Annotated in this window: 13 protein-coding genes; 12 read left to right on the top strand and 1 reads right to left on the bottom strand. The window is 47.7% G+C overall.

Features of this window, described 5'->3' with window-relative positions; genetic code table 11:
* Positions 1 to 22: 22 nt before the first annotated feature.
* The 11 genes from BUC30_RS13060 (at position 23) to BUC30_RS13115 (ending at position 17,799) form a co-directional block, all read left to right on the top strand.
* Positions 23 to 1,510 (top strand): acetyl-CoA hydrolase/transferase C-terminal domain-containing protein, encoded by a 1,488-nt coding sequence (locus BUC30_RS13060; protein ID WP_244536645.1) that lies wholly within the window; start codon positions 23 to 25, stop codon positions 1,508 to 1,510.
* A gap of 163 nt (positions 1,511 to 1,673) precedes the next feature.
* Entirely contained in the window at positions 1,674 to 3,695 is a 2,022-nt protein-coding gene (locus tag BUC30_RS13065; RefSeq protein WP_073425344.1) for a histidine phosphatase family protein, read from the top strand.
* 50 nt (positions 3,696 to 3,745) lie between these two features.
* Entirely contained in the window at positions 3,746 to 5,944 is a 2,199-nt protein-coding gene (locus BUC30_RS13070) for a histidine phosphatase family protein (protein ID WP_244536646.1), read from the top strand.
* Positions 5,945 to 6,022: 78 nt separating this feature from the next.
* A complete protein-coding gene (locus BUC30_RS13075) occupies positions 6,023 to 6,859 on the top strand; it encodes a hypothetical protein (protein WP_073425347.1) in 837 nt (278 codons plus the stop codon).
* A gap of 48 nt (positions 6,860 to 6,907) precedes the next feature.
* Entirely contained in the window at positions 6,908 to 7,270 is a 363-nt protein-coding gene (locus BUC30_RS13080) for an acyl-CoA carboxylase biotin carboxyl carrier protein subunit (protein ID WP_014546277.1), read from the top strand.
* 14 nt (positions 7,271 to 7,284) lie between these two features.
* On the top strand, positions 7,285 to 8,445 hold the full coding sequence (locus BUC30_RS13085; RefSeq protein ID WP_014546278.1) for a sodium ion-translocating decarboxylase subunit beta: 1,161 nt from the start codon (positions 7,285 to 7,287) through the stop codon (positions 8,443 to 8,445).
* A gap of 277 nt (positions 8,446 to 8,722) precedes the next feature.
* A complete protein-coding gene (locus tag BUC30_RS13090) occupies positions 8,723 to 9,583 on the top strand; it encodes a TIGR02147 family protein (RefSeq protein WP_073425349.1) in 861 nt (286 codons plus the stop codon).
* 8 nt (positions 9,584 to 9,591) lie between these two features.
* The gene (locus tag BUC30_RS13095; RefSeq protein WP_244536647.1) at positions 9,592 to 12,696 is read left to right on the top strand and encodes a fibrobacter succinogenes major paralogous domain-containing protein; all 3,105 of its coding nucleotides are present in this window, start codon (positions 9,592 to 9,594) and stop codon (positions 12,694 to 12,696) included.
* 186 nt (positions 12,697 to 12,882) lie between these two features.
* Positions 12,883 to 13,722 carry a TIGR02147 family protein gene (locus BUC30_RS13105; protein WP_073425350.1) on the top strand — a complete coding sequence of 280 codons (840 nt, stop codon included), beginning with the start codon at positions 12,883 to 12,885 and terminating at the stop codon, positions 13,720 to 13,722.
* 15 nt (positions 13,723 to 13,737) lie between these two features.
* Positions 13,738 to 15,711: a fibrobacter succinogenes major paralogous domain-containing protein gene (locus BUC30_RS13110; RefSeq protein ID WP_073425352.1), complete on the top strand. Its 1,974-nt coding sequence runs from the start codon at positions 13,738 to 13,740 to the stop codon at positions 15,709 to 15,711.
* Between the two features lie 42 nt (positions 15,712 to 15,753).
* Positions 15,754 to 17,799, top strand: coding sequence for a hypothetical protein (locus BUC30_RS13115; RefSeq protein WP_139260850.1), 2,046 nt, complete (start codon positions 15,754 to 15,756; stop codon positions 17,797 to 17,799).
* A gap of 57 nt (positions 17,800 to 17,856) precedes the next feature.
* On the opposite strand, the gene BUC30_RS13120 is transcribed toward BUC30_RS13115, so the two are convergent.
* The gene (locus tag BUC30_RS13120; RefSeq protein ID WP_073425355.1) at positions 17,857 to 18,975 is read right to left on the bottom strand and encodes an AAA family ATPase; all 1,119 of its coding nucleotides are present in this window, start codon (positions 18,973 to 18,975) and stop codon (positions 17,857 to 17,859) included.
* 191 nt (positions 18,976 to 19,166) lie between these two features.
* Between BUC30_RS13120 and BUC30_RS13125 the strand changes: the two genes are divergently transcribed.
* Positions 19,167 to 20,078, top strand: coding sequence for a TIGR02147 family protein (locus tag BUC30_RS13125; RefSeq protein ID WP_073425356.1), 912 nt, complete (start codon positions 19,167 to 19,169; stop codon positions 20,076 to 20,078).

The raw sequence follows: 20,078 nt of genomic DNA on the forward strand, positions 1-20,078 counted from the left end.
AAATACTATTTTTTGCTACGATATGACCTGGATTACAACTAAGAAATGCAGTGCTGCCAGCGCTGCAGATATGATTCGTAATGGCGATGTTCTCGGGGTTTCCGGATTTACTTTGGCAGGATACCCCAAAGCGGTTCCCTTGGCGCTTGCTGCACGCGCTGAAAAATTGCACGAAGCAGGTCAGGAATTTAAGGTAACGTTGTTTGCAGGCGCCTCGACAGGCGATAGTTGCGATGGGGCTCTTGCCCGCGCAAAGGCTTTGTCGCTCCGCATGCCTTACCAGTCCAATCCGAGTTTGCGCAAGGCAATTAACGACGGCAGTATCCGTTACATTGATGCACACCTCGGCAAGATGGGTTACCTTGTTCGCACGGGGGCTGTCCCTGCGCCGACGGTTGCGATTATTGAAGTTTCTGCGATTTTGCCGGATGGCCGCGTTTGCCTCTCGACTTCGGGCGGTAACTCCGTTTGCTATCTGGAAATGGCGCCGAAGATTATCTTGGAACTGAATACGCGCTTGGGCGATAGTTGCATTGGCATGCACGATAACGCTCTTCCGGAACTCCCGCCACATGCAAAACCGCTTGCGATTTACAGTGCCGGAGATCGCGTGGGTGGTGAATTTGTTCAGATTGACCCGAACAAGGTCATTGCGATAGTTGAAAACGAAGCGTATGACGAAGTGACTCCGTTTGTGGAACCTGATGAAGTCTCGAAGAATATCGGCGAACGCATCTTGGACTTTATCCGATTCGAAGAATCGCATGGCAGGCTCCCGAAGGGACTTGCGTACCAGAGCGGTGTGGGCAAGGTCGCTAATGCGGTGCTTTGTGCTATGGCAGACGATGACCGCTTGGGACAAATTGACTTGTTTACTGAAGTGATTCAGGAAGCGGTGCTCCCGCTTTTGAAGAAGGGCAAGCTCGGTATTGCTTCTGGTACTGCTTTGACGCTTTCGCAGGCAGCACAGAAAGAGTTTGTTGAAAATAGCGCGGAATGGAAAAAGCATTTCATTATCCGCCAGCAAGAAGTGAGTAACAGTCCTGATGTAATCCGTCGCTTGGGTGTGATTTCTATGAACACGGCTTTGGAAGCGGATATCTTTGGCAATGTGAACAGCTCGCTTGTGTGCGGTTCGGCAATGATGAATGGCATTGGCGGTTCGGCTGACTTTGCACGAAATTGCGCACTCGGATTTTTCCTCACGCCGTCTGTGGCAAAGGGCGGTGCCATTTCGAGCATCGTGCCTTACGTGAGCCATGTGGACCATACCGATCACGATACGCAGATCTTTGTGACGGAACAGGGACTTGCAGACCTTCGCGGTTTGCCTGTCGAGGAACGCGCCCGCCTGATTATCAAGAACTGTGCCCACCCGGATTACCGTGATGCACTTACGGATGTTCTGGAGTACGGTCTCAAGCATGCAAAGGGTGTCCATTTGCCGCTTGCACTTTCCCGCGCATTCGAAATGCATACCCGCTTCCTCGATACTGGCAAGATGCTGTAAAAGTTTTGCCAATTCTTGTTTGTACAGTCGGTACAGATTTTTTAAAAAGCACCTTGTTTGAGGTGCTTTATTTTGTATCTGCTCTTGCTTAATTTATGCAATAATTATATTTTGATTACGGGGTGTTTAAGTGTGTTAAAACTTGAAGGTAAGGGGTTTTTCTATGGGAATTTTTTCTCGGAAAATTTTTCAGGGCCATGCTTTAAGCTCCCATTTTTTGATTTCGGCTTTGCTGACGTCACTTTTAGTGGCGTGCGGTGACGATTCTAGTAACAGTCCGGATTTATCGGGTAAAGATACGGAACTGTCCAGCGAAGCGGATGATGCAAAGTCCTCTTCGAGTTCTGTTTCTAAAAAAACTTCTTCGAGCAGTGTTAGCGATAAGAAATCCTCATCCAGTAGTTCTGATGATGATGAAGTAGAAGATGGCCTCGATGTTATCTATTCCGTTTGGGATGGTAACGTTTCTGGAGTTGTTGGTTTTGATAGCTATACCAGTGCCAAAAAGGTTAAAATGGTGGAGCTGGATTCCGCTGATGACTACGATGAAACGAAAAATGTTTTCTCGGCAGAGATAGGCAAGGATGGCGCCTATGAATTCAAGAAAGTCAACTTGGTTCAGCCATTTGTTCAAGTCTCTGTTGAAGTAACCTTAACAAGTCCTAGCGATGGAAAGTCTTTTCCGATTACGCTCTCTGCTCTGGGGGATGTTTCCTCGAATGAAAAGTTCAACTTGGGTCTCTTGACGACTCTTGAAACGGAACGTGCTCGTGTACTCCTGGCGGGGAAGGACAAGCTTTCTTTTGAATTGGCAAAGAGCAAGGCTGCTGAAGATGTGTGGAATATGTTCCACCTGGAATCTCTTGACTTTGACCAGACCGAGACGATTGATGTTTCTAAGGCTAGTGAGTCTGGGACTGCTCTCGTGGCGGCTACAGTCTTGTTGCAGCTTGCTGCTGGTTCTGATTTGCTAGAAAATTACGATTTTGTAGGAACGTTTAAGTCTATAGTTGCCGATGTCGCAAAGGATGGTAAGTGGGATGACGAAAAGACTCGTTTGAGAGCTGCCGATTATGCACTTGGATTGAAAATATCTGGTGGTTATGAAAACACTTTCGCATACGTCAAAGAACGTTTCCCTAAGAATAAAAACTTTGATAAGTACCTCACGAACTTCGCCTTGACGGAATTGGAGTTCCCGGAATGCGATGGCAGTTCTGCGGGGGAAATATTCTTTGTCAAGAATAAGGCTAGTAGTCTTTTTTATGCAGAATCGTATGACGATCAGAAACATTCACTTTACCGCTTTGTCTGTGATGAAAAGAAAGGCTGGGAGCTCATCCCGGATAGCTTGAAGGACTTCATTGGCGATAAAACGCCCGCCAAAGATGGCGAAGTCCGTCGTGGTGCGTACTCGGGCAAATTCTTTACGTACGATGGAGCAAAGAAGGAATGGCGTGAGGCTACTGCTGTTGAAAAAGACCGTTATTTTGTCTTGGAGTCTAACGCAAAGGAATTTGTGGATATCCAGGATGTCTACGAAAGTATCAAGGACGATGAACGCGTCATCTTTGTGCTCCGTCATGCTGAACGTGGTGATGATACGAGCAAGGGCGGGACGCTTACGGATAACGGTAAAAAGCAGTCCGAAGAAGTTGGCGCTCGACTCACGAAGTTCAAGGAAGACTTTGTCCTTGGTGCTTCTGAATTCTTGCGTGCCCACCAGACTGTAGAATCCATTGCGAAGGGTCGTGGACAATCTTACGACAAGCGCGATACGATCCCGCAGTTGAACGATGATTGGTACAACAAAAATAACGATGCTGTCGAAAAGGCCAAGAACGAATGCGGTGGCGGCTGGGAAGTGACTTCCAAGTACGCTTACACGGGTGCTTATTCTACAGGTGCCGATGCCGCATACTACGATCTTGCGGAACGCTCCGTTGAACTCATCGAAGATGTTCTTGTCAAGAAGTACCCGACAGAAAAGTTCGTTTTGCTGAGTTCGCATGACAAATTGATGGTTCCGCTTGTTGCTTACTGCTCAAACTTGCAGATTGAACTCAAGAAATATGATGGTGGCAAATGGATTAATTACCTGGCAGGTGTTGCGATTATCATCGATAAGGATGGAAATCGCCGTTATGTCGCCATTCGCGGTCTCAAGTCTGGGTACGCGAACTAGATTTTACTAATATTCAACCTATGCGGGTTTGGATATTAGCTTTATCATTTTTGTTCTGGACGTCTTGCGATTCCGTCCGTTACGGTTCTGTGCCGTGCGAGGGCGATGATTGCGAGGCGTCTTTGGATATGGGTAGTTCTGATTCAAAGGAAAATTCTTCGAACAGAAGTTCCTCGAGTAAAAATCCGTCTAAGAACACGCCCGATCAGAAGGATACCTTGGATAACAAGGATAAGCCCAATGTTCCCGATACCGTTGAAGTTGTCGATACGACCGCTGTAGCGGATGCAAAATCATTGCCTGCTTGCAACTCGTCGAATGAAGGAGAATCCTTCATGGTTACTGGCGAGGATGCTCTTTATTTTTGTATTGCAGGGAATTGGGAAAAGAACGTTCAGGAATTGTTTGACGTTACATGCAGTGACGGCACCTTGAAATTGGAAGAATCTGTGGCTGTCGCAGATTCTGTTGATGCGGCGGATTATCGCAGGGCGGGTGTCGCGGTTACGGGCTTTGCTGAAAAGGGGCCGTTCCGTTACGGGACTTCCGTGAAAATTGTGGAACTCGATAGCGTGATGCGCCTTGCTGATTCCAAACGGACTCATCAGACCTGCATTACTTCATCGAATGGAAAGTTTGATTTTGGGAGTGTCAACCTCGTTTCGCCGTATGTGAGGGTGGAAGCGAATGGTTTTTATAAAGACGAGTTGACAGGCGGACTTTCGTCGTCACTTATAAAGCTTAATGCTGTCGTGGACTTGTCCAAGCGCGATTCGTTTAACGTGAACATGCTTACGCATATGGCGGCTCCGCGAGTCCTTAAGCTTGTGCAGGATGCGGGCAACAACCAGCCAATTGGGAGCCAGAGCGGGCGTGCGCTGAGCGATGTGCTTTCTTCGTTTGGCATTAGTCTTGGCGGTTCTTCTAGTACGGGTGGCTTTAGCTTTGGCGGATGGAACCGTGGTACTCAGACAACATCTACAAGCAAGTCGGCTGAAGACTTGACGATATTTGGCGATGACGATTATAGTGCCGCGCTCCTTGCGGTTTCGGTCATGATGCAGAGCTTTGGCTCGGTGAAAGACATGCTCCAGTTTGCGGACTTTGTGGCTGCGGATATCCGTGGCGATGGCAACTGGGGCGACAATGCTTCGAAGGCAAAGCTTGCCGACAAGCTCCTGATTCTCGATGCTGAAGGCGGCCTTGCAAAAATCCGCAAGAACATGGAGAGCTGGAAACTTGGCGATGTGCCGGACTTTGAAAAGCATGTGCGCAATTTCTGGACGAGTACGCATGGCTTTGAATCTTGCAATGCGATGACCAATGGAATGGTGAAGCATGTGGGCAACAGCCAGAGCGAGTACTTTGTCTCTTACTATGAACAGCCCGAAGGCCCGCGTATCCGCTTCATTTGCGATGGTTCTATCAAGGCTTGGCGCGTGGCGACAGACCTCGAAAAGGATACGGTCGGCTTTGGCGCTGGCGATTACGATGGCCAGATCAAGAATGGCAAAATCAATGTGGACAAGTTTTACGTTTACGAGCAGAGCAAGAAATCTTGGCGCGCGGCGACCTCTGATGATATTCAGGAATTTGTCGATGTCGATGATGTTATGAAAAAGCTCGCTCCTGGCGAAAAGGTCATCTTTGTCTTGCGCCATGCGGAACGTACGGACGATACGGGCAAAAAGGGCCACCTGACGGACAATGGTAAAAAGCAGTCTCAGTCGGTGGGTGCAAAGCTCAAGGGCGAGAATATCTATTTTGCGAACTCGACGTACACGCGTAGCTACGAAACTTGCGAGAACGTGGCGACGGGTGCAGGCATTACGAGTATGGGTAATGATACATTGCCGGAACTCGATGGCGACTGGTTCGTGAAGGACGAAAGCAAGTTTGAGACTTACAAGAACGGCAATGGCGGTGGCTGGGTCGTCGCTTCGGAATATGCATATAAAGGAAGCTATAGCGATGCCTACTATCCGTTACAGTCCCGTGGCGAAGAATTTATGACCGAGATTGTGAAGCCCCGCTTTGCGAAGGTTAACCGCGTGGGCGTGTGGATTTCCCACGACATGATGGTTGTGCCGCTGACGGCGTTCTGCACGAACGGCAAGGCAAATCTCCGCTATTTCGACACGAAGCAGTGGATCAATTACCTCGCTGGCGTGGCGATCATCTTGGGGACCGACGGCACCCTCCGTTATGAGCCTGTGAAGGGTCTTTCTTCTGGCACAATGACGATGTAAAATCCCTAAAATTGCTATATTCACGCGCGTTGATTTTTATCAAACAGTTCACTTAATTAAACATGGACGCATTCCGATATGAATGATACACTAAAGAAAGCTATGCTTTTTGCCGCGGTGACAACGGTTTCCGGTGCCTTCGCGTCTGAAATCGTAGCTCAACCTGCTGCTTCCAAGGCTGCAAAGGTTGGCCGTTTTGACGAGCAGATTGCTCTGATGCCGGACTCCATTGCTGCCCCGATCAAGGAACAGCTCAAGTGGATGGATGAATCTACTGTTTTCCAGATTGTGGAAACTCACGGTGGTGGCTATTCCATTCTTTATAAGACATACGAACAGTCCGTTCGCGCCCGCGATATTCGCGATTCCGTCGAAAATGCCAACGGTACGGCCGTGCTCCCGATTGCTAAGGCTAAGCTCGGTAGCGAATACTGCCATGGCAAGATGGAAGCTGGCAAGTGCCATGGTGAAGTCCAGAAGTTCACCATCGGCAAGCTCGTCGAATTCCAGGCAACAGGCCTCATCGTCGTGATGTCTGTGATCATTGGCCTCCTCGTCCTCTGCACTATCATGAGCGCAATCATGAAGAAGCTCGGTTTGGACAAGGTCAAGGCTCCGGCTCCTGCTAAGAAGGCTGCTCCGGCCGCTGCTGCCGCTCCGGCTCCTGCGGTTCGTGCTCCGGCACACTGCGACTGGGATCCGAATGCAAAGAGCATCCATCCGGGATTCACCAACAAGCAGCTCCAGGCGTTCCTCGGCATTGCTGCCGTCGCCGCTCTCGAAGAACATCCGGGACTTACAAACGAACAGTTCCTCGTGATTGCTACCGCTGCTGCAACGCAGGCTCTTGGTCAGCCCTGCCGCGTGACCGCTTACAGAAACATTAACTCCCCTGCTTGGACGATCGTCAAGTAAGGTTCAACTTTTAAAACTTAACAGGCTTTTAAGCCAGGAAAAATAAAAATGAAGAAAACAGTCCGTATCAGTTTCGAAGGCAAGACCTACGACGTCGAAGTAGAAGTTCTTGATTCCGCAGTTGCTGCAGCTCCTGCTGCTCCGGTTGCCGCTCCGGCCCCGGCTCCTGCTGCTGCTCCGGCTCCGGCCGTCGCTGGTGGCACCGAAGTCAAGAGCCCGCTCGCTGGCTCTGTGTTCAAGCTCAAGGTTAACGTTGGCGACACTGTTGCTGCCAACCAGGAAGTGGCTGTTATCGAAGCCCTCAAGATGGAAAACCCGGTCGTCGCTCCGTGCGCAGGCAAGGTTACCTCTATCTCCGTCAAGGAAACCGACACTGTTACTGATGGCCAGGTCTTGATGACCATTGCCTAATGAGGTAAAAGTCAATGAGTGGAATTATTAACTCAGTCGCGGACTTCGCCTCGAGCACAGGATTCGCGCAGATTACCGTTCCGATGGTAATCATGTGGATCGTGAGCTTCGTGTTGATGTTCCTTGCGATTGTCAAAAAATACGAACCGCTTTTGCTCTTGCCGATTGCTATCGGTGCACTTGCGGTGAACATCCCGTCCGTCGCGTTCTACGACGGTGGCTGGAGCATCGAAGGTATGTTCAGCCCGACTGGCGGTCTCTACTACTACATCAGCCAGGGTATCCATCTGGAACTCTTCCCGCCCATCATCTTCTTGGGCGTGGGTGCCATGACGGACTTTGGACCGCTTATCGCTAATCCGCGTACGCTCATCCTCGGTGGTGGCGCACAGTTTGGCGTGTTCATGACCATGTTTGCAGCTGTCGCTCTCGGTGGCTTTACGCTCGGTGAAGCAGCTTCCATCGGTATCATCGGTGGTGCTGACGGTCCGACGTCCATCTTCACTGCGAACAAGCTTGCTAAGCACCTCATCGGCCCCATCGCCGTTGCTGCTTACACCTACATGGCTCTCGTGCCGCTCATCCAGCCGCCTATCATGCGCGCTATGACGAACGACGCTGAACGCAAGATTCGCATGAAGGCTCTCCGCCAGGTTTCCAAGGCCGAACGCATCGTGTTTGCCGTGATGGTGATGATCGTTTGCGTGCTCGTCGTGCCGGACGCTTCTGCCCTTATCATCATGCTTATGATGGGCAACATCTTCAAGGAAGCTGGTGTCGTTGAACGCCTCGTGAAGACTTCTTCGAACGAACTCATGAACATTGTGACGATCTTCCTCGGCACGTCCGTGGGTCTCACGATGTCTGCTGACATCTTCCTCAAGCCACAGACTCTCATGATCATCGCTATGGGTGTGGTTGCCTTTGGCTTCTCCACTTTCGGCGGTTTGCTCCTCGCAAAGATCATGAACAAGTGCTCTCCGAAGAACCCGGTGAACCCGCTTATCGGTTCCGCAGGCGTTTCCGCTGTGCCGATGGCTGCCCGTGTTTCTCAGGTTGAAGGTGCCAAGTATGACCCGCAGAACTTCCTCCTCATGCACGCTATGGGCCCGAACGTGTCCGGCGTGATTGGTACGGCAGTTTGCGCTGGTTATATGATCAGCCGCTTGAGCTAGTTTACTGATTCGTCATTGCGAGCAGCGCGAAGCAATCTCAAGATTTTACTGGATCCTTCACGTTGTTCAGGATGACGAAATGAAAACTTTAAATTCCCTCGGCATTACGCCGGGGGATTTTTTTTGTTTTATAGAATTCAATTTTTGTTTTATGTTTTTGAATTTTCTTTAATCACTTTTGAAAAGTGTTGAAATTTGCTTAAAATCTCCATTTTTGTTTTTGAAAAAATATTAAATGCTATTGCATGCTTAATCCAGTGTTTCTATTTTTAATATCATGAAAACGGTTACAGAATACAAAAACTATCGCGAGTATATTCTCGACTACTACAAGGAACGCAAGCGTTGTTCTGCGTTTACGTGGCGCGAGTTTGCGAAGGTGGCTGGATTTGCGTCGGGTTCGTACCTGAAACTTGTATGTGATGGCAAAACGCGTCTTCGCGAAGAAGGAGCGAAAAAGACTGCACTTGCAATGGGCTTGCTTGGCTATGAATTGGATTACTTCGTTTTGCTGGTACGTTATGAGGGAGCAAAGACGGAACAGGAAAAGAAGAAGTGCTTTGAGGAAATGCAAGCGCTTGGTGAAGCGAATCGCGTGAAAATTCTTGGCAGCGAGATGTACACTTACTACGAGACTTGGAAACATTCTGTGGTCCGCGAATTGGCTGTGGCTATGCCGGGCGCAAAGCCGAACGAAATTGCCAAAGTGTGCAAGCCTGCGATTTCTGCTGCGGATGTCAGTGATAGCTTGCGCTTTTTGCTCAAGGCTGGGCTTTTGACTCGCGATATCAAAGGGAATTATCACCAGACGAGTACTTCGCTTTCGACGGGAAATTTGAATGTGGTGGCCGTGGCGGTGCATTCGCTGTTGCGCCAGATGGGCGAGTTTGCGCTTGACGCTTTGGATAAATTGCCTATTTCGGAACGCCACTTTAGCGGCATCACGATGGGCATGACAGCCGAAAGCTACAAGAAGGTTGTGGATGAAATTGCTGCGTTCCGCAAGCGCATAGTGTCGATTGTTTCTGCCGACAAAAAGATTGAAAAAGTTTGCCGCTTGAATATGCAACTTTTCCCGCTGACGGAAAAGATTGAATATGGCGATATGAATGTGTTATCAAAAAATAGAGGGGAGTGACTAGAATTATGCTCACTAAAACAATGACAAAATGGAATCTTTTGGCGGCTCTTGTATTTGGGACGTCTTTTTGGGCTTGTTCTGGTGATAAGACGGCCGGTACGGACGAACAGAGCGAAGGCCTTTACGCCATCAAGAACTTGGATATTGCTGGTGTTTCCCAAAAGGGCCCGTTCGTGAAGGGCTCCGCAGTGACGGTGCAGGGAATCGACTGCAAGACAATGGAATTCACGGATGAAGTTTTTGAGGGTGAAGTCAAAAATAACATGGGTGAATTTGTTGTTGAAAAGGTGAACTTGTCTACGACTTGTGCTGTTGTTGAAGTGACAGGCGAATACCGTAGCGAAATGACGGGGAAAAAAGTCTCGGATAAAATGACGCTCCGTGCGTTAACGAATCTCAAGGATCGTACGCATGTGAATGTCAACTTGCTTACGAACTTGGAATACGAACGCGTGATGTACTATGTGACTGAAAAGGGCAAGACTTTCGATGAGGCGAAGGAATTGGCTGAAAACGAGGTGCTTACCGCATTCGGGATGGCTGGTAAATCGACCGAGTTTGAAAACTTGGATATTTTTGGAACAAGCGATGCTGATGCGACGCTCCTTGCTATAAGCGTGCTGATGCAAGGCGATGCCGATGTGAAAACGCTTACGGAACGTCTAGATAAATTCAATGAATCCTTTGCAGAAAGCGGCAAGTGGAACGATGATGATACGAAAAATGCGATTACCGATTGGATTGCGAATGCCGTGGCTAAAGCCGTGATGGATTCCATTCGTAAGAATATGGAAAATTGGGGATTCGCAAATGAAGTTCCCGATTTTGAAACGGCGGTCGATGCGTTTGCTACTAATGTTTCAAAGGAAAAAAATAGCGACAGCGTCAAGACAGATGGGTGGAGCTGGGATGTGTCGAAGGAAGCTCGCTTTAATCCGAATATCAAGTACGACTCGATAATCGACCCGCGCGACAAGCAAGTGTACAAAGTTGTAAAAATCGAAGTGAAGGAGCATGATTATTCGCAGGTGTGGATGGCCGAAAACCTGAACTATGCCGATAGCGTCAAGACGCCGAGCTTGAAAGGCCAAAACTGGTGCTACAATAATGATGAGAAAAATTGTAAGGTAAGCGGTCGCTATTACACTTGGGCGGCGGCGATAGACTCTGTGGCTTTGGCAAACGATTCAAAGAATCCGCTGAATTGCGGTTATGGCAAGACGTGTGAAATTAATCGCGGAGTGCAGGGAATTTGCCCTGACGGCTGGCATTTGCCGACGCTCCATGAATGGGGATTGTTGAGCGTAGCTCTGGGGAACGCTGGCGTGGCCGGAGATAGCCTCAAGGCGCTGACTGGCTGGGATTACGCCGGAACGGCTGACAATAACGGCGTAGATGCCTATGGATTTGCGGCGCTTCCGACCGGAAGGATGGTTTCTACATCTAGCTGGAGCAATGTTGGTTCTAATGTTTATTATTGGAGTTCCGAAGAGGATGGTACGTATGAAGCGCGATATTCGAATATAAACAACATTTATACTAAATTCTATTTGTTCCAAGGTTCAAAAAAATATGGACAGAGTGTACGTTGCATCAAGGGTGATCCTTCGACTGCAGCGATTAAATCTTCTTCAAGTTCTAGTGTTGACGATACGAAGTCCAGCAGTAGCAAGATTGCGACTGCAGAATGGAGCTGGGATGTGCCTAAGGAAGATCGCTTCAATCCGAATATTGAATACGACACGATGATTGACCCGCGCGATAAGCAGGTGTATAAAATTGTAAGGATTGCTCCTGAGGGAACGGACTATTCTCAAGTGTGGATGGCAGAAAACTTGAACTATGCCGATACTGTCCAGATGCCAATCTTGAAAAATCAAAGTTGGTGCTACCTTGATAGTGCAAAAAATTGCAAGGTCTCGGGGCGCTATTACACATGGATGGCTGCGATTGATTCGGCGTCACTTGCTACAGACAAGACTGATCCGTTGGTGTGTGGCTATGGCAAAGAGTGCGGGTTAGCACGCCCTGTACAGGGTGTTTGCCCGGATGGTTGGCATTTGCCGACACGACATGAACTTGGCAAATTGATTATTGCCTTGGGCAATAGCGAAATTGCAGGCCGGAATCTCAAATCGTTGAGTGGATGGGGCTCGTCTGCGGAAGGTAGTGGTGTTGATGCTTATGGATTTACGGCGCTTCCGGTCGGCAGAAGACTTAGCTCGGGGTCTTATCAGAAGGTCTCTACGGATAACTACTTCTGGAGCACCAGCGAATATACGGAAGATGAAGCCGAATACATGAATATGAACAACATCTATACCAAGGCATACATGTATCGCGGTAGCAAGTATAACGGTCAAAATGTCCGTTGCGTGAAGGGCGAACCTATTGTTGAAGGATGGAGCTGGGATGTACCCAAGGATGCTCGCCTGAATCCGAATATCAAATACGATTCGATGGTTGATTTGCGTGACAAGCAAGTGTATAAGATCGTGAAAATTGAAGTGAAGGATAAGGATTATTCGCAGGTTTGGATGGCGGAGAACTTGAACTATGCCGATAGCGTCAAGACTCCAAGCTTGAAGGGTCGCAACTGGTGCTACAATGATGATGAAAAAAATTGCAAGGTGAGTGGTCGTTATTACAGCTGGGCAGCAGCAATTGACTCTGTTGCTTTGGTGAACGATCTTGAGGAACCGTTGGATTGCGGATCTGGCAAGACGTGCGGACTCGATCGCGCTGTGCAGGGAATTTGCCCGGATGGCTGGCATTTGCCGACAATCGATGAATGGGGCCAGTTGAGCGTGGCTTTAGGAAATGCCGATGTATCTGGCGCGGCTCTCAAGGCTTTGAGTGGGTGGGATTATGCTGGAACGGTTAACAACAACGGTACTGATAAATACGGCTTTGCAGCACTCCCTACTGGAAGAAGGATCTCTGCAACTCAATGGGAAAAGGTTGGCTCGGATGTTTATTATTGGAGCTCCACCGAAGAGAATTCCGCTGATGGCCGATATTCGAATATAAATAACCTTTACGCTAAATTTTATATCTATCAGAATTACAAACATTATGGACAAAGTGTTCGTTGCGTGAAGGATGAGTAAATAAAACTTTTAAGTAAAGAAAAATTCCCCGCGGCTAATGTGCCGCGGGGATTTTTCATGTTCTCAGAACATACAACCATGTTCTAGAATATTGAAATTTTTAAAATTTTGGCGAAAAATGGTAAAATTTGGCTAAAAACGCCAATTTCATGTTCTAAATGTGCTAGAAAAGGTATATTTGTACACATGAAAGAGATTGTTGAATATACCGATTATCGCAAGTACATCCAGGATTACTACGATGAACGCAAGCGTAATTCCGCTTTTTCGTGGCAGGAATTTGCGCGAAATGCGGGGTTCTCGTCGGCTGTTTTTTTGAAGTATGTTAGCGAGGGCAAAAAGAATCTGAGTGTCAGCGCTGCGGGTTCTGTTGCAAGTGCGATGGGCCTTGCCGGTTTTGAGCAGACTTATTTTGTGCTGATGGTCTCGTACGCTCATGCGAAAGATGACAAGTCGAAACGGGCTGCGTTTGAGGAACGCTGTGCACTTGCGAATGCACACAAAGTGCGTGTGCTGGGGAGCGATGAATTCAATTATTTCAAGTCGTGGAAAAATCCGGTGTTGCGTGAACTTGCTCCGCACATGCCTGGCGCAAAGCCGTTGGAAATTGCCCATGCCTGCAACCCGACCATCACAGCGGCCGAAGTGACGGAAACGCTTGAATTCCTGGTAAAGATGAAGCTCTTGAAGAAGGACAAGAACGGTAATTATCGCCAGACGGACAAGTCGATTACGATGGGTTCTGTAGATGCGGTACCTTTGGCGGCGAGGGAATTGCAACGCCAAATGGGGGAGCTTGCGGTAAAGGCTTTGGACTTGCCGCTTTCGGAACGTGACATGTCGGGGCTTGTTTTGGGGCTCACGAAGCGTTCTTATGACCGCATCCGGAAGGAACTTGCGGATTGCTGTCGCCGAGTCGTGGCGATTGCAACGGAAGAGGACGAAACGGAACGCGTGTACCGTTTGAACTTGCAACTGTTCCCGTTGAGCAAGACTATTGAAACTAAAAAAGAAGAGAAAATTTAAAAGGAGAGGATTGAGATGAAAAAAGGCTTGTTTAAAATTGCCGCTGTGGCGCTTTTTTTGATTGCTTGTACCGAGAGTAATGTTGCGGGTGGCTCTTCGGGTGATGCGGGGGTCTATGCCGTTAAGGACTTGGATGTTGCCGGTGTCACGCAGAAGGGACCGTTTGTCTCGGGTTCTGCGGTGACCGTGCATGGAATCGATTGCAAAACTCTGAAAATTTCGGACGAATATTTTGAAGGCGAGGTCAAGAGCGATAAGGGCGACTTTATCGTGGAAGGTGTTTCGCTCAAGTCGACGTGCGCCGTATTTGAAGTGACGGGCAAGTACCGTAGCGAAATTTCTGGAAAGGAAACGGATGGCGAGTTGACTCTCCGTGCATTGACTGATCTTGAAAACCACGAAAAAGTGAATGTCAACATTCTCACGAATTTGGAATATGAGCGCGTTGTGTACCTCGTGACCCAAAAGGGGAAGTCGTTTGCAGAGGCGAAAAAACAGGCTGAAAAAGAAGTGCTTGCTGCGTTTGATATCATAGGCAGTTTTGAAGCGTTTGAGACCCTGAACATTTTTGAATCCGGTGATGGTAACGCGGCCTTGCTTGCTGTGAGTGTGATGATGCAGGGCGGTGCCGATGTTGGTGCTCTCGTGAAACGCATGGACAAGTTCGATGACTCGTTTGCAGAAGCGGGCGTGTGGAGCGATTCCAGTACGAAGACTGCGATTACGGAGTGGGTTTCTGCTGCTGCTGCTGATGGACAGCTGGATTCAATCCGCAAAAATGTCGAAGGCTGGGGGATTGCTGCCGAAGTGCCTGCGTTTGAAAAGTATGTGGAAAAGTTTGGTAACGATTCGTCGATTGCTGCACAAAATACAATGACGGATCCTCGTGATGGAAAAACATATAGGACTGTTAAGATTGGTGATCAAGTATGGATGGCGGAAAACTTGAACTATGAAACCGAAAAAAGTTACTGCTATAATGATTCCACTGAATATTGCGCAATGTATGGTCGCTTTTATGAGTGGAATGCGGCGATGAGGGCTTGTCCTGAAGGTTGGCATTTGCCGCTTTTGGAAGAATTTAAAACTTTAGTGGATGCATTAGGAGATTCTGCGATGGCAGGAAGTAAGCTCAAGTCCACGAGTGGCTGGTTGAACGATCTCAATGGTACAGATGATTACGGTTTTACGGTGCTTCCCATTGGTGGTAAGTCTGCAAGTGGAAAATACATAAACAAAGAATGGCTTGCGGATTTTTGGAGTTCTACAGAGAGTGCTGTCGAATTTGCGTACGTGATGCATTTGGGCGCTTACTTCAATACAGCACCATTGGATATGGACGAAGGAAAGTACAATGCGTTTTCTGTTCGTTGTCTTCAGGGTGAAAATGATTCGTTGAGATCTTATATTCTTGTGGAAGATTCGGCTGTGGCTGCCTGCAAGACGGAAAGTACAGATGATTGCGAATACGGAAAGTTGACGGATGAGCGTAATGGTCAAGAATACAAGACCGTGAAAATTGGAAAACAAGTGTGGATGGCGGAGAACTTGAACTATGAAACGGATGAAAGCTATTGCTATAATGATTCCGCCGAATACTGTACAAAGTATGGTCGCCTTTATACGTGGTCTGCGGCGTTGAATGCGTGCCCTACTGGCTGGCATTTGCCTTCGCAAAACGAGGGAATGACTTTGTACTATTCAGTAGGAGGTAGAGATACTGCTGCAAAAATGCTCAAATCTGTTAATGGTTGGAATGATGATGGCACCGGTACGGATAGTTTTGGCTTCTCTGCCCTTCCGGTTGGTGATAGAGATGAGTTTAATGATTATGAAAATGAAGGTCGCTTTGCAGGTTTTTGGACTTCGACAGAAGTGAATGAAAGATACGCTGCCCATATACATTTGTTTTATATGGATGACGATGCTGCTTTGAGTACGACTTTTAATAAAAGATATGCTTATGCAGTCCGTTGCGTCAAGGACTAGGGTTGAACAAATAAGTTAATTTTTGAATAAGGATAAGTGAATATGATGTTGAATCGAATTTTGCCAATTTTTACGCTTGGAGTATTGTTCTGGGGCTGTACTGGCGATAATGTCGCGGGTGGCTCTTCGGGCGATGAGGGCGTTGTTGCCGTGAAGGATTGGGAAGTGGCCGGCGTGTCGCAGAAGGGACCGTTCGTGACGGGTTCTGCGGTGACCGTGCAGGAACTGGATGGCATTACGCTCAAGCAGACGGGCAAGAGCTTCAAGGGCTCTATCAAGAGCGATAAGGGTGATTTTGCCATCAAGGATATCAATCTTGAATCGCAGTATGCCATTCTTGAAGCGTCGGGTTATTACCGCGATGAAATCACCGGCAAGAAATCTTCGGGTACGGTCACGCTCCGTGCGCTCACGGATTTGAGCAATCGCAAAACGGTAAATATCAACTTGCTTACGCATCTGGAGTATGAACGTGTGTCGTATCTCGTGACAGAAAAGAAAATGCCGATTGCCGAAGCGAAATCGCAGGCGGAAAGCGAAATTCTGGCGGCGTTCAACATTGCGGGTGATTTTGCAGAATCCGAAGACTTGAACATTCTTGAGTCGGGCGATGGAAATGCGGCGCTCCTTGCTTTGAGCGTGTTGATGCAGGCAGATGCCGATGTGGCGGGACTTACTGAACGCATGGGTGAGTTCAGTATCGCGATTGCTGAAGGCGGTACTTGGGATGATGTAGATACGAAGGCTGCAATTGCCGACTGGGTCTGCGATGCGGATCTCAAGGGGACGCTTGCGAATGTGCGCAAGAATATCGAAGGCTGGAAGTACACGGATTCCGTACCCGCTTTCGAAAAGTTCGTGACGAATTTCTGGTGGGATAATTACGGTCTCGGTGTTTGCAATGAAAAACGCAAAAACGAAACCAAGCGCAACGTGAACAAGTTGAGCAAGCTCTACAACGAGTACTTTGTCTGTGAAAACGGCCGCTGGCTGATTCCGGAAGAAGAAACTGCCAAATCGTCATCTAGCAAAAAGGGCGTGTCCTCTTCCAGCGTCACGCCGCAGTCGAGTAGTTCTTCGAAGGGCCCTGAGCCTGTCGAAGGGTCTAGCGGCAAGGAAAAATCTTCCTCCAGCATTGCTTCGTCGAGTTCTTCTGAGGCGAAGTCCTCGAGTTCCTACGTGAATCCGTTCAGTTCTTCTTCCTGCCCGGTCACGTACGATTCCATCCCGGAATTGCCGAAAGAGGTTTCTTTCTTGGAACGGTTCTTTGACGAATACAGGGGATACCTGGAATTCGAGGGCAGTAGCCAGAAGGATTGGTTTGTGGTAAAGAAAAATACCGGGGTTTACTCTAGTAATCAAGATTCCCTGCTTGCAGTCTTGGCGGATACCCTTGCTTTAAGAGGGTTTGCGTATAAGGGCAAAGTGGCGTGTGATTCTGTAAATACTGTAGACACTGTCTATGAGGATTCGGCGTATGTTTATGAGAGAAAGTTGAATGGCCTGGTATATAAGGTGTCCATTACAAAATGGTGGGAACGCAACATGTTTTTGGGCACTCATTTGTACGATTTAAAAATCGTTATCTTTGAAGATGGTGCTGAAGAAATTCCGAGCGTAAACCGTAGCTCGCTCCGGTTTGAAACGGAATTACCCGAAGAGGTTCGCTTCCTTGACGGATATGGAAGCAATATGCAGCATGGGGCTTGGAACGATGATTCCCTGACGTCGGTTTGGACCATAGGGCATGATATGTCGCCATCGTGTAAAGATGTTGTTGGCTGCGATTCCTTGGGAAGGGCTGAAGTGGAAGCGCGTGCGGATTCTATTAGGCTGGTCTTTGCGGATAACGGCTTTGCCCTTGTGGGGGAGGATATCGTGCCAGTGTATCATAATTATCGTGGTATTTGGGGTACGCAATCGGCTGATGGTTTGTACCACCGGACTATTTATGAGAAAGAAACGGAGAAGGCCAAGTATAGCGTGTATACTTACGGGGCGGTTAGTGCTAGGGGAGATTTTACCGTTTGGTATATCTGCGTGCTCGAATTCGAGATCCACATCTACTACAAGAGCAAGCCTGAATAAATAACTGTTAGAAGAGAGAGCAGCCTCCGCCTAGAATGGCGGAGGCATTTCTTCTTTTTATAGTGTTTCCATCCAGCGGGACATAAATACATTATAGACGCTGTAGGATTTGCCGCTTAAATCGCTTTGTTCTAGCAATAGTTCTTTTTCGACAAGGGTTGAAAGAATCTTTTTAGCGGTGGCACTGCTTCCTATGCCATATTTCATCAAGAAGGCGCTTGCTGTTGGTTGCTTTACGGAGCCTTCCTTGGCGACGGCGATAAGGTATTTCCACTGTTTGTCGGTAATCAGGTTGCGGCGTTCAATGAAGTTTGGGACTTCAAATCGTAAAATGCTGGATATAGTTTTTTTGACATCTTCTAGTGATATATTTTTTGAAGATTCTGCAAATACTCTATTGCATACAAACTGAGTGTAATAGGTATGCCGCTTTGTCCAATCTAATATAAAATCAACTGCATCTTCGTCAATGTTTTTTTCTGCTCTTTGAAATAGATGTGTAATAAACTCCTTATACTTCTCAGAATCGATACGGTCGATGTGAATTGTTCTGGAGCTTTCGTAAAAGGGCTTCTTTGCGTTGGTAAACATGTCTGCCATCAAATGCTTTTTGCTACCGCAGAAAATGAATTTTACATGATGCATTTGCTGAGTGTATGTTCGTAGTAAGGCTTCGGTATTTTTTTCTTTGAATTCTCTGATTTGTTGAAATTCGTCGATGGCGAGGATAATTTGTTTTTCTTGTTTTTCGAGAAAGTCGAAAATTGATTTTAAAGTCAGCTTTTTTTGTTCATCTAGTTGGAAGGTGAATGTAACTTGAGGGCTGCCTGACATGGAGTCATAACTAAGAAGCGGTCGAACGTTCTTGAGCGCAATGAAGAATTTTTTTATCAGTGACTCGTTTGTTATGGAGCTGACGATGGCTTCAGACAAGATTTTGATAAAATCGTCTAGACTTTGCGCCGAAAAAATGTCGGCGTAAATGCAAGTGTAATGTTTTTCCTTGAGATCCTCGAATGTTCTGAAAATGAGACCCGTCTTGCCGTAGCGTCTTGGAGAAATTAATGTGACGTTTGAACCATTGGTTAAAAAGGAGATAATGTCCTTGAGTTCTTGTTCTCGATCGCAGAAATTCTCTTTTGTTGTGTAAGGCTCTAGAGAGAATGGGTTTTCCATAATAACCTCAATTAACTTTTAGTAAGTTACTTTTAGTAATATACCAAAAGTTAATTTGAAAGTCAATAGGTTGAATATTGTATTCCTGGAATACGGACTTTGTGTTCTAAATTGCTGAAAATTGAGTGATTTCTGCAAATATGGTAAAATTTGGCTAAAAACGCCATTTTTGTATTCCGAAAAGTGTATAAATGTCTATATTTGTACACATGAAGGAGATTGTAGAATACACAGACTACCGCAAGTTCATCCAGGATTACTACGATGAACGCAAGCGCAGCTCGGCCTTTACGTGGCGCGAGTTTGCCCGCGATGCGGGATTTTCGTCGGCTGTGTATTTGAAGTACGTTTGCGAGGGCAAAAAGAATCTGAGTGTAGGGTCGGCAGGGTCCGTTGCTGCGGCGATGGGGCTTGCCGGGTTCGAACAGACGTACTTTGTTTTGATGGTTTCGTATGCGCATGCGAAAGATGACAAGGCGAGACGTGCCGCGTTCGAAGAACGCTGTGCGCTCGCGCATGCCCACAAGGTACGTGTGCTCGGGAACGAGGAATTTGATTATTTCAAGTCGTGGAAAAATCCGGTATTGCGCGAGATTGCACCGCACATGCCTGGTGCAAAGCCTCTTGAAATGGCTCGTAAGTGCAAGCCGCAGATTTCTGCGGCGGAGGTCTCCGAGACGCTTGACTTTTTGGTTCGCGCGAAGCTCTTGAAGAAGGACAAGAGCGGAAACTACGAACAGACGGACAAGTCGTTATCGATGGGGTCGGTCGATGCAGTGCCTGTGGCGGCTCGCGATATGCAACGTGAAATGGGGGAATTTGCGGTGAAGGCTTTGGACTTGCCGCTTTCGGAACGTGACATGTCGGGGCTTACCATGGGGCTTACGCGCCGTGCATACGAAAAAATCAGGAAAGAAATCGCGGATTTTCGCCGTCGTATTGTGGCGATTGCGAGTGAGGACGATGAGACAGAACAGGTGTACCGCCTGAATTTGCAGTTGTTCCCGCTGAGCGAACGAATTGATAATCGCTCTGACCGCAACGAAAATGCGGAAGTGGTTTCGGAATCAAATAAAAATGTTAGGAATGAGGAGAAGGTTTAA

Origin of the sequence: Fibrobacter sp. UWB7 (assembly GCF_900142945.1) — a bacterium.
In the GTDB taxonomy this organism is placed as follows: Bacteria; Fibrobacterota; Fibrobacteria; order Fibrobacterales; family Fibrobacteraceae; genus Fibrobacter.

Excerpts from the sequence above, each read along its gene's own strand:
- BUC30_RS13080 (WP_014546277.1), top strand. The coding sequence starts at position 6,908 with ATGAAGAAAACAGTCCGTATCAGTTTCGAAGGCAAGACCTACGACGTC.
- BUC30_RS13095 (WP_244536647.1), top strand. The coding sequence starts at position 9,592 with ATGCTCACTAAAACAATGACAAAATGGAATCTTTTGGCGGCTCTTGTA.
- BUC30_RS13110 (WP_073425352.1), top strand. The coding sequence starts at position 13,738 with ATGAAAAAAGGCTTGTTTAAAATTGCCGCTGTGGCGCTTTTTTTGATT.
- BUC30_RS13075 (WP_073425347.1), top strand. The coding sequence starts at position 6,023 with ATGAATGATACACTAAAGAAAGCTATGCTTTTTGCCGCGGTGACAACG.
- BUC30_RS13125 (WP_073425356.1), top strand. The coding sequence starts at position 19,167 with ATGTCTATATTTGTACACATGAAGGAGATTGTAGAATACACAGACTAC.
- BUC30_RS13105 (WP_073425350.1), top strand. The coding sequence starts at position 12,883 with ATGAAAGAGATTGTTGAATATACCGATTATCGCAAGTACATCCAGGAT.
- BUC30_RS13065 (WP_073425344.1), top strand. The coding sequence starts at position 1,674 with ATGGGAATTTTTTCTCGGAAAATTTTTCAGGGCCATGCTTTAAGCTCC.
- BUC30_RS13115 (WP_139260850.1), top strand. The coding sequence starts at position 15,754 with ATGATGTTGAATCGAATTTTGCCAATTTTTACGCTTGGAGTATTGTTC.
- BUC30_RS13060 (WP_244536645.1), top strand. The coding sequence starts at position 23 with ATGACCTGGATTACAACTAAGAAATGCAGTGCTGCCAGCGCTGCAGAT.
- BUC30_RS13085 (WP_014546278.1), top strand. The coding sequence starts at position 7,285 with ATGAGTGGAATTATTAACTCAGTCGCGGACTTCGCCTCGAGCACAGGA.
- BUC30_RS13120 (WP_073425355.1), bottom strand. The coding sequence starts at position 18,975 with ATGGAAAACCCATTCTCTCTAGAGCCTTACACAACAAAAGAGAATTTC.
- BUC30_RS13090 (WP_073425349.1), top strand. The coding sequence starts at position 8,723 with ATGAAAACGGTTACAGAATACAAAAACTATCGCGAGTATATTCTCGAC.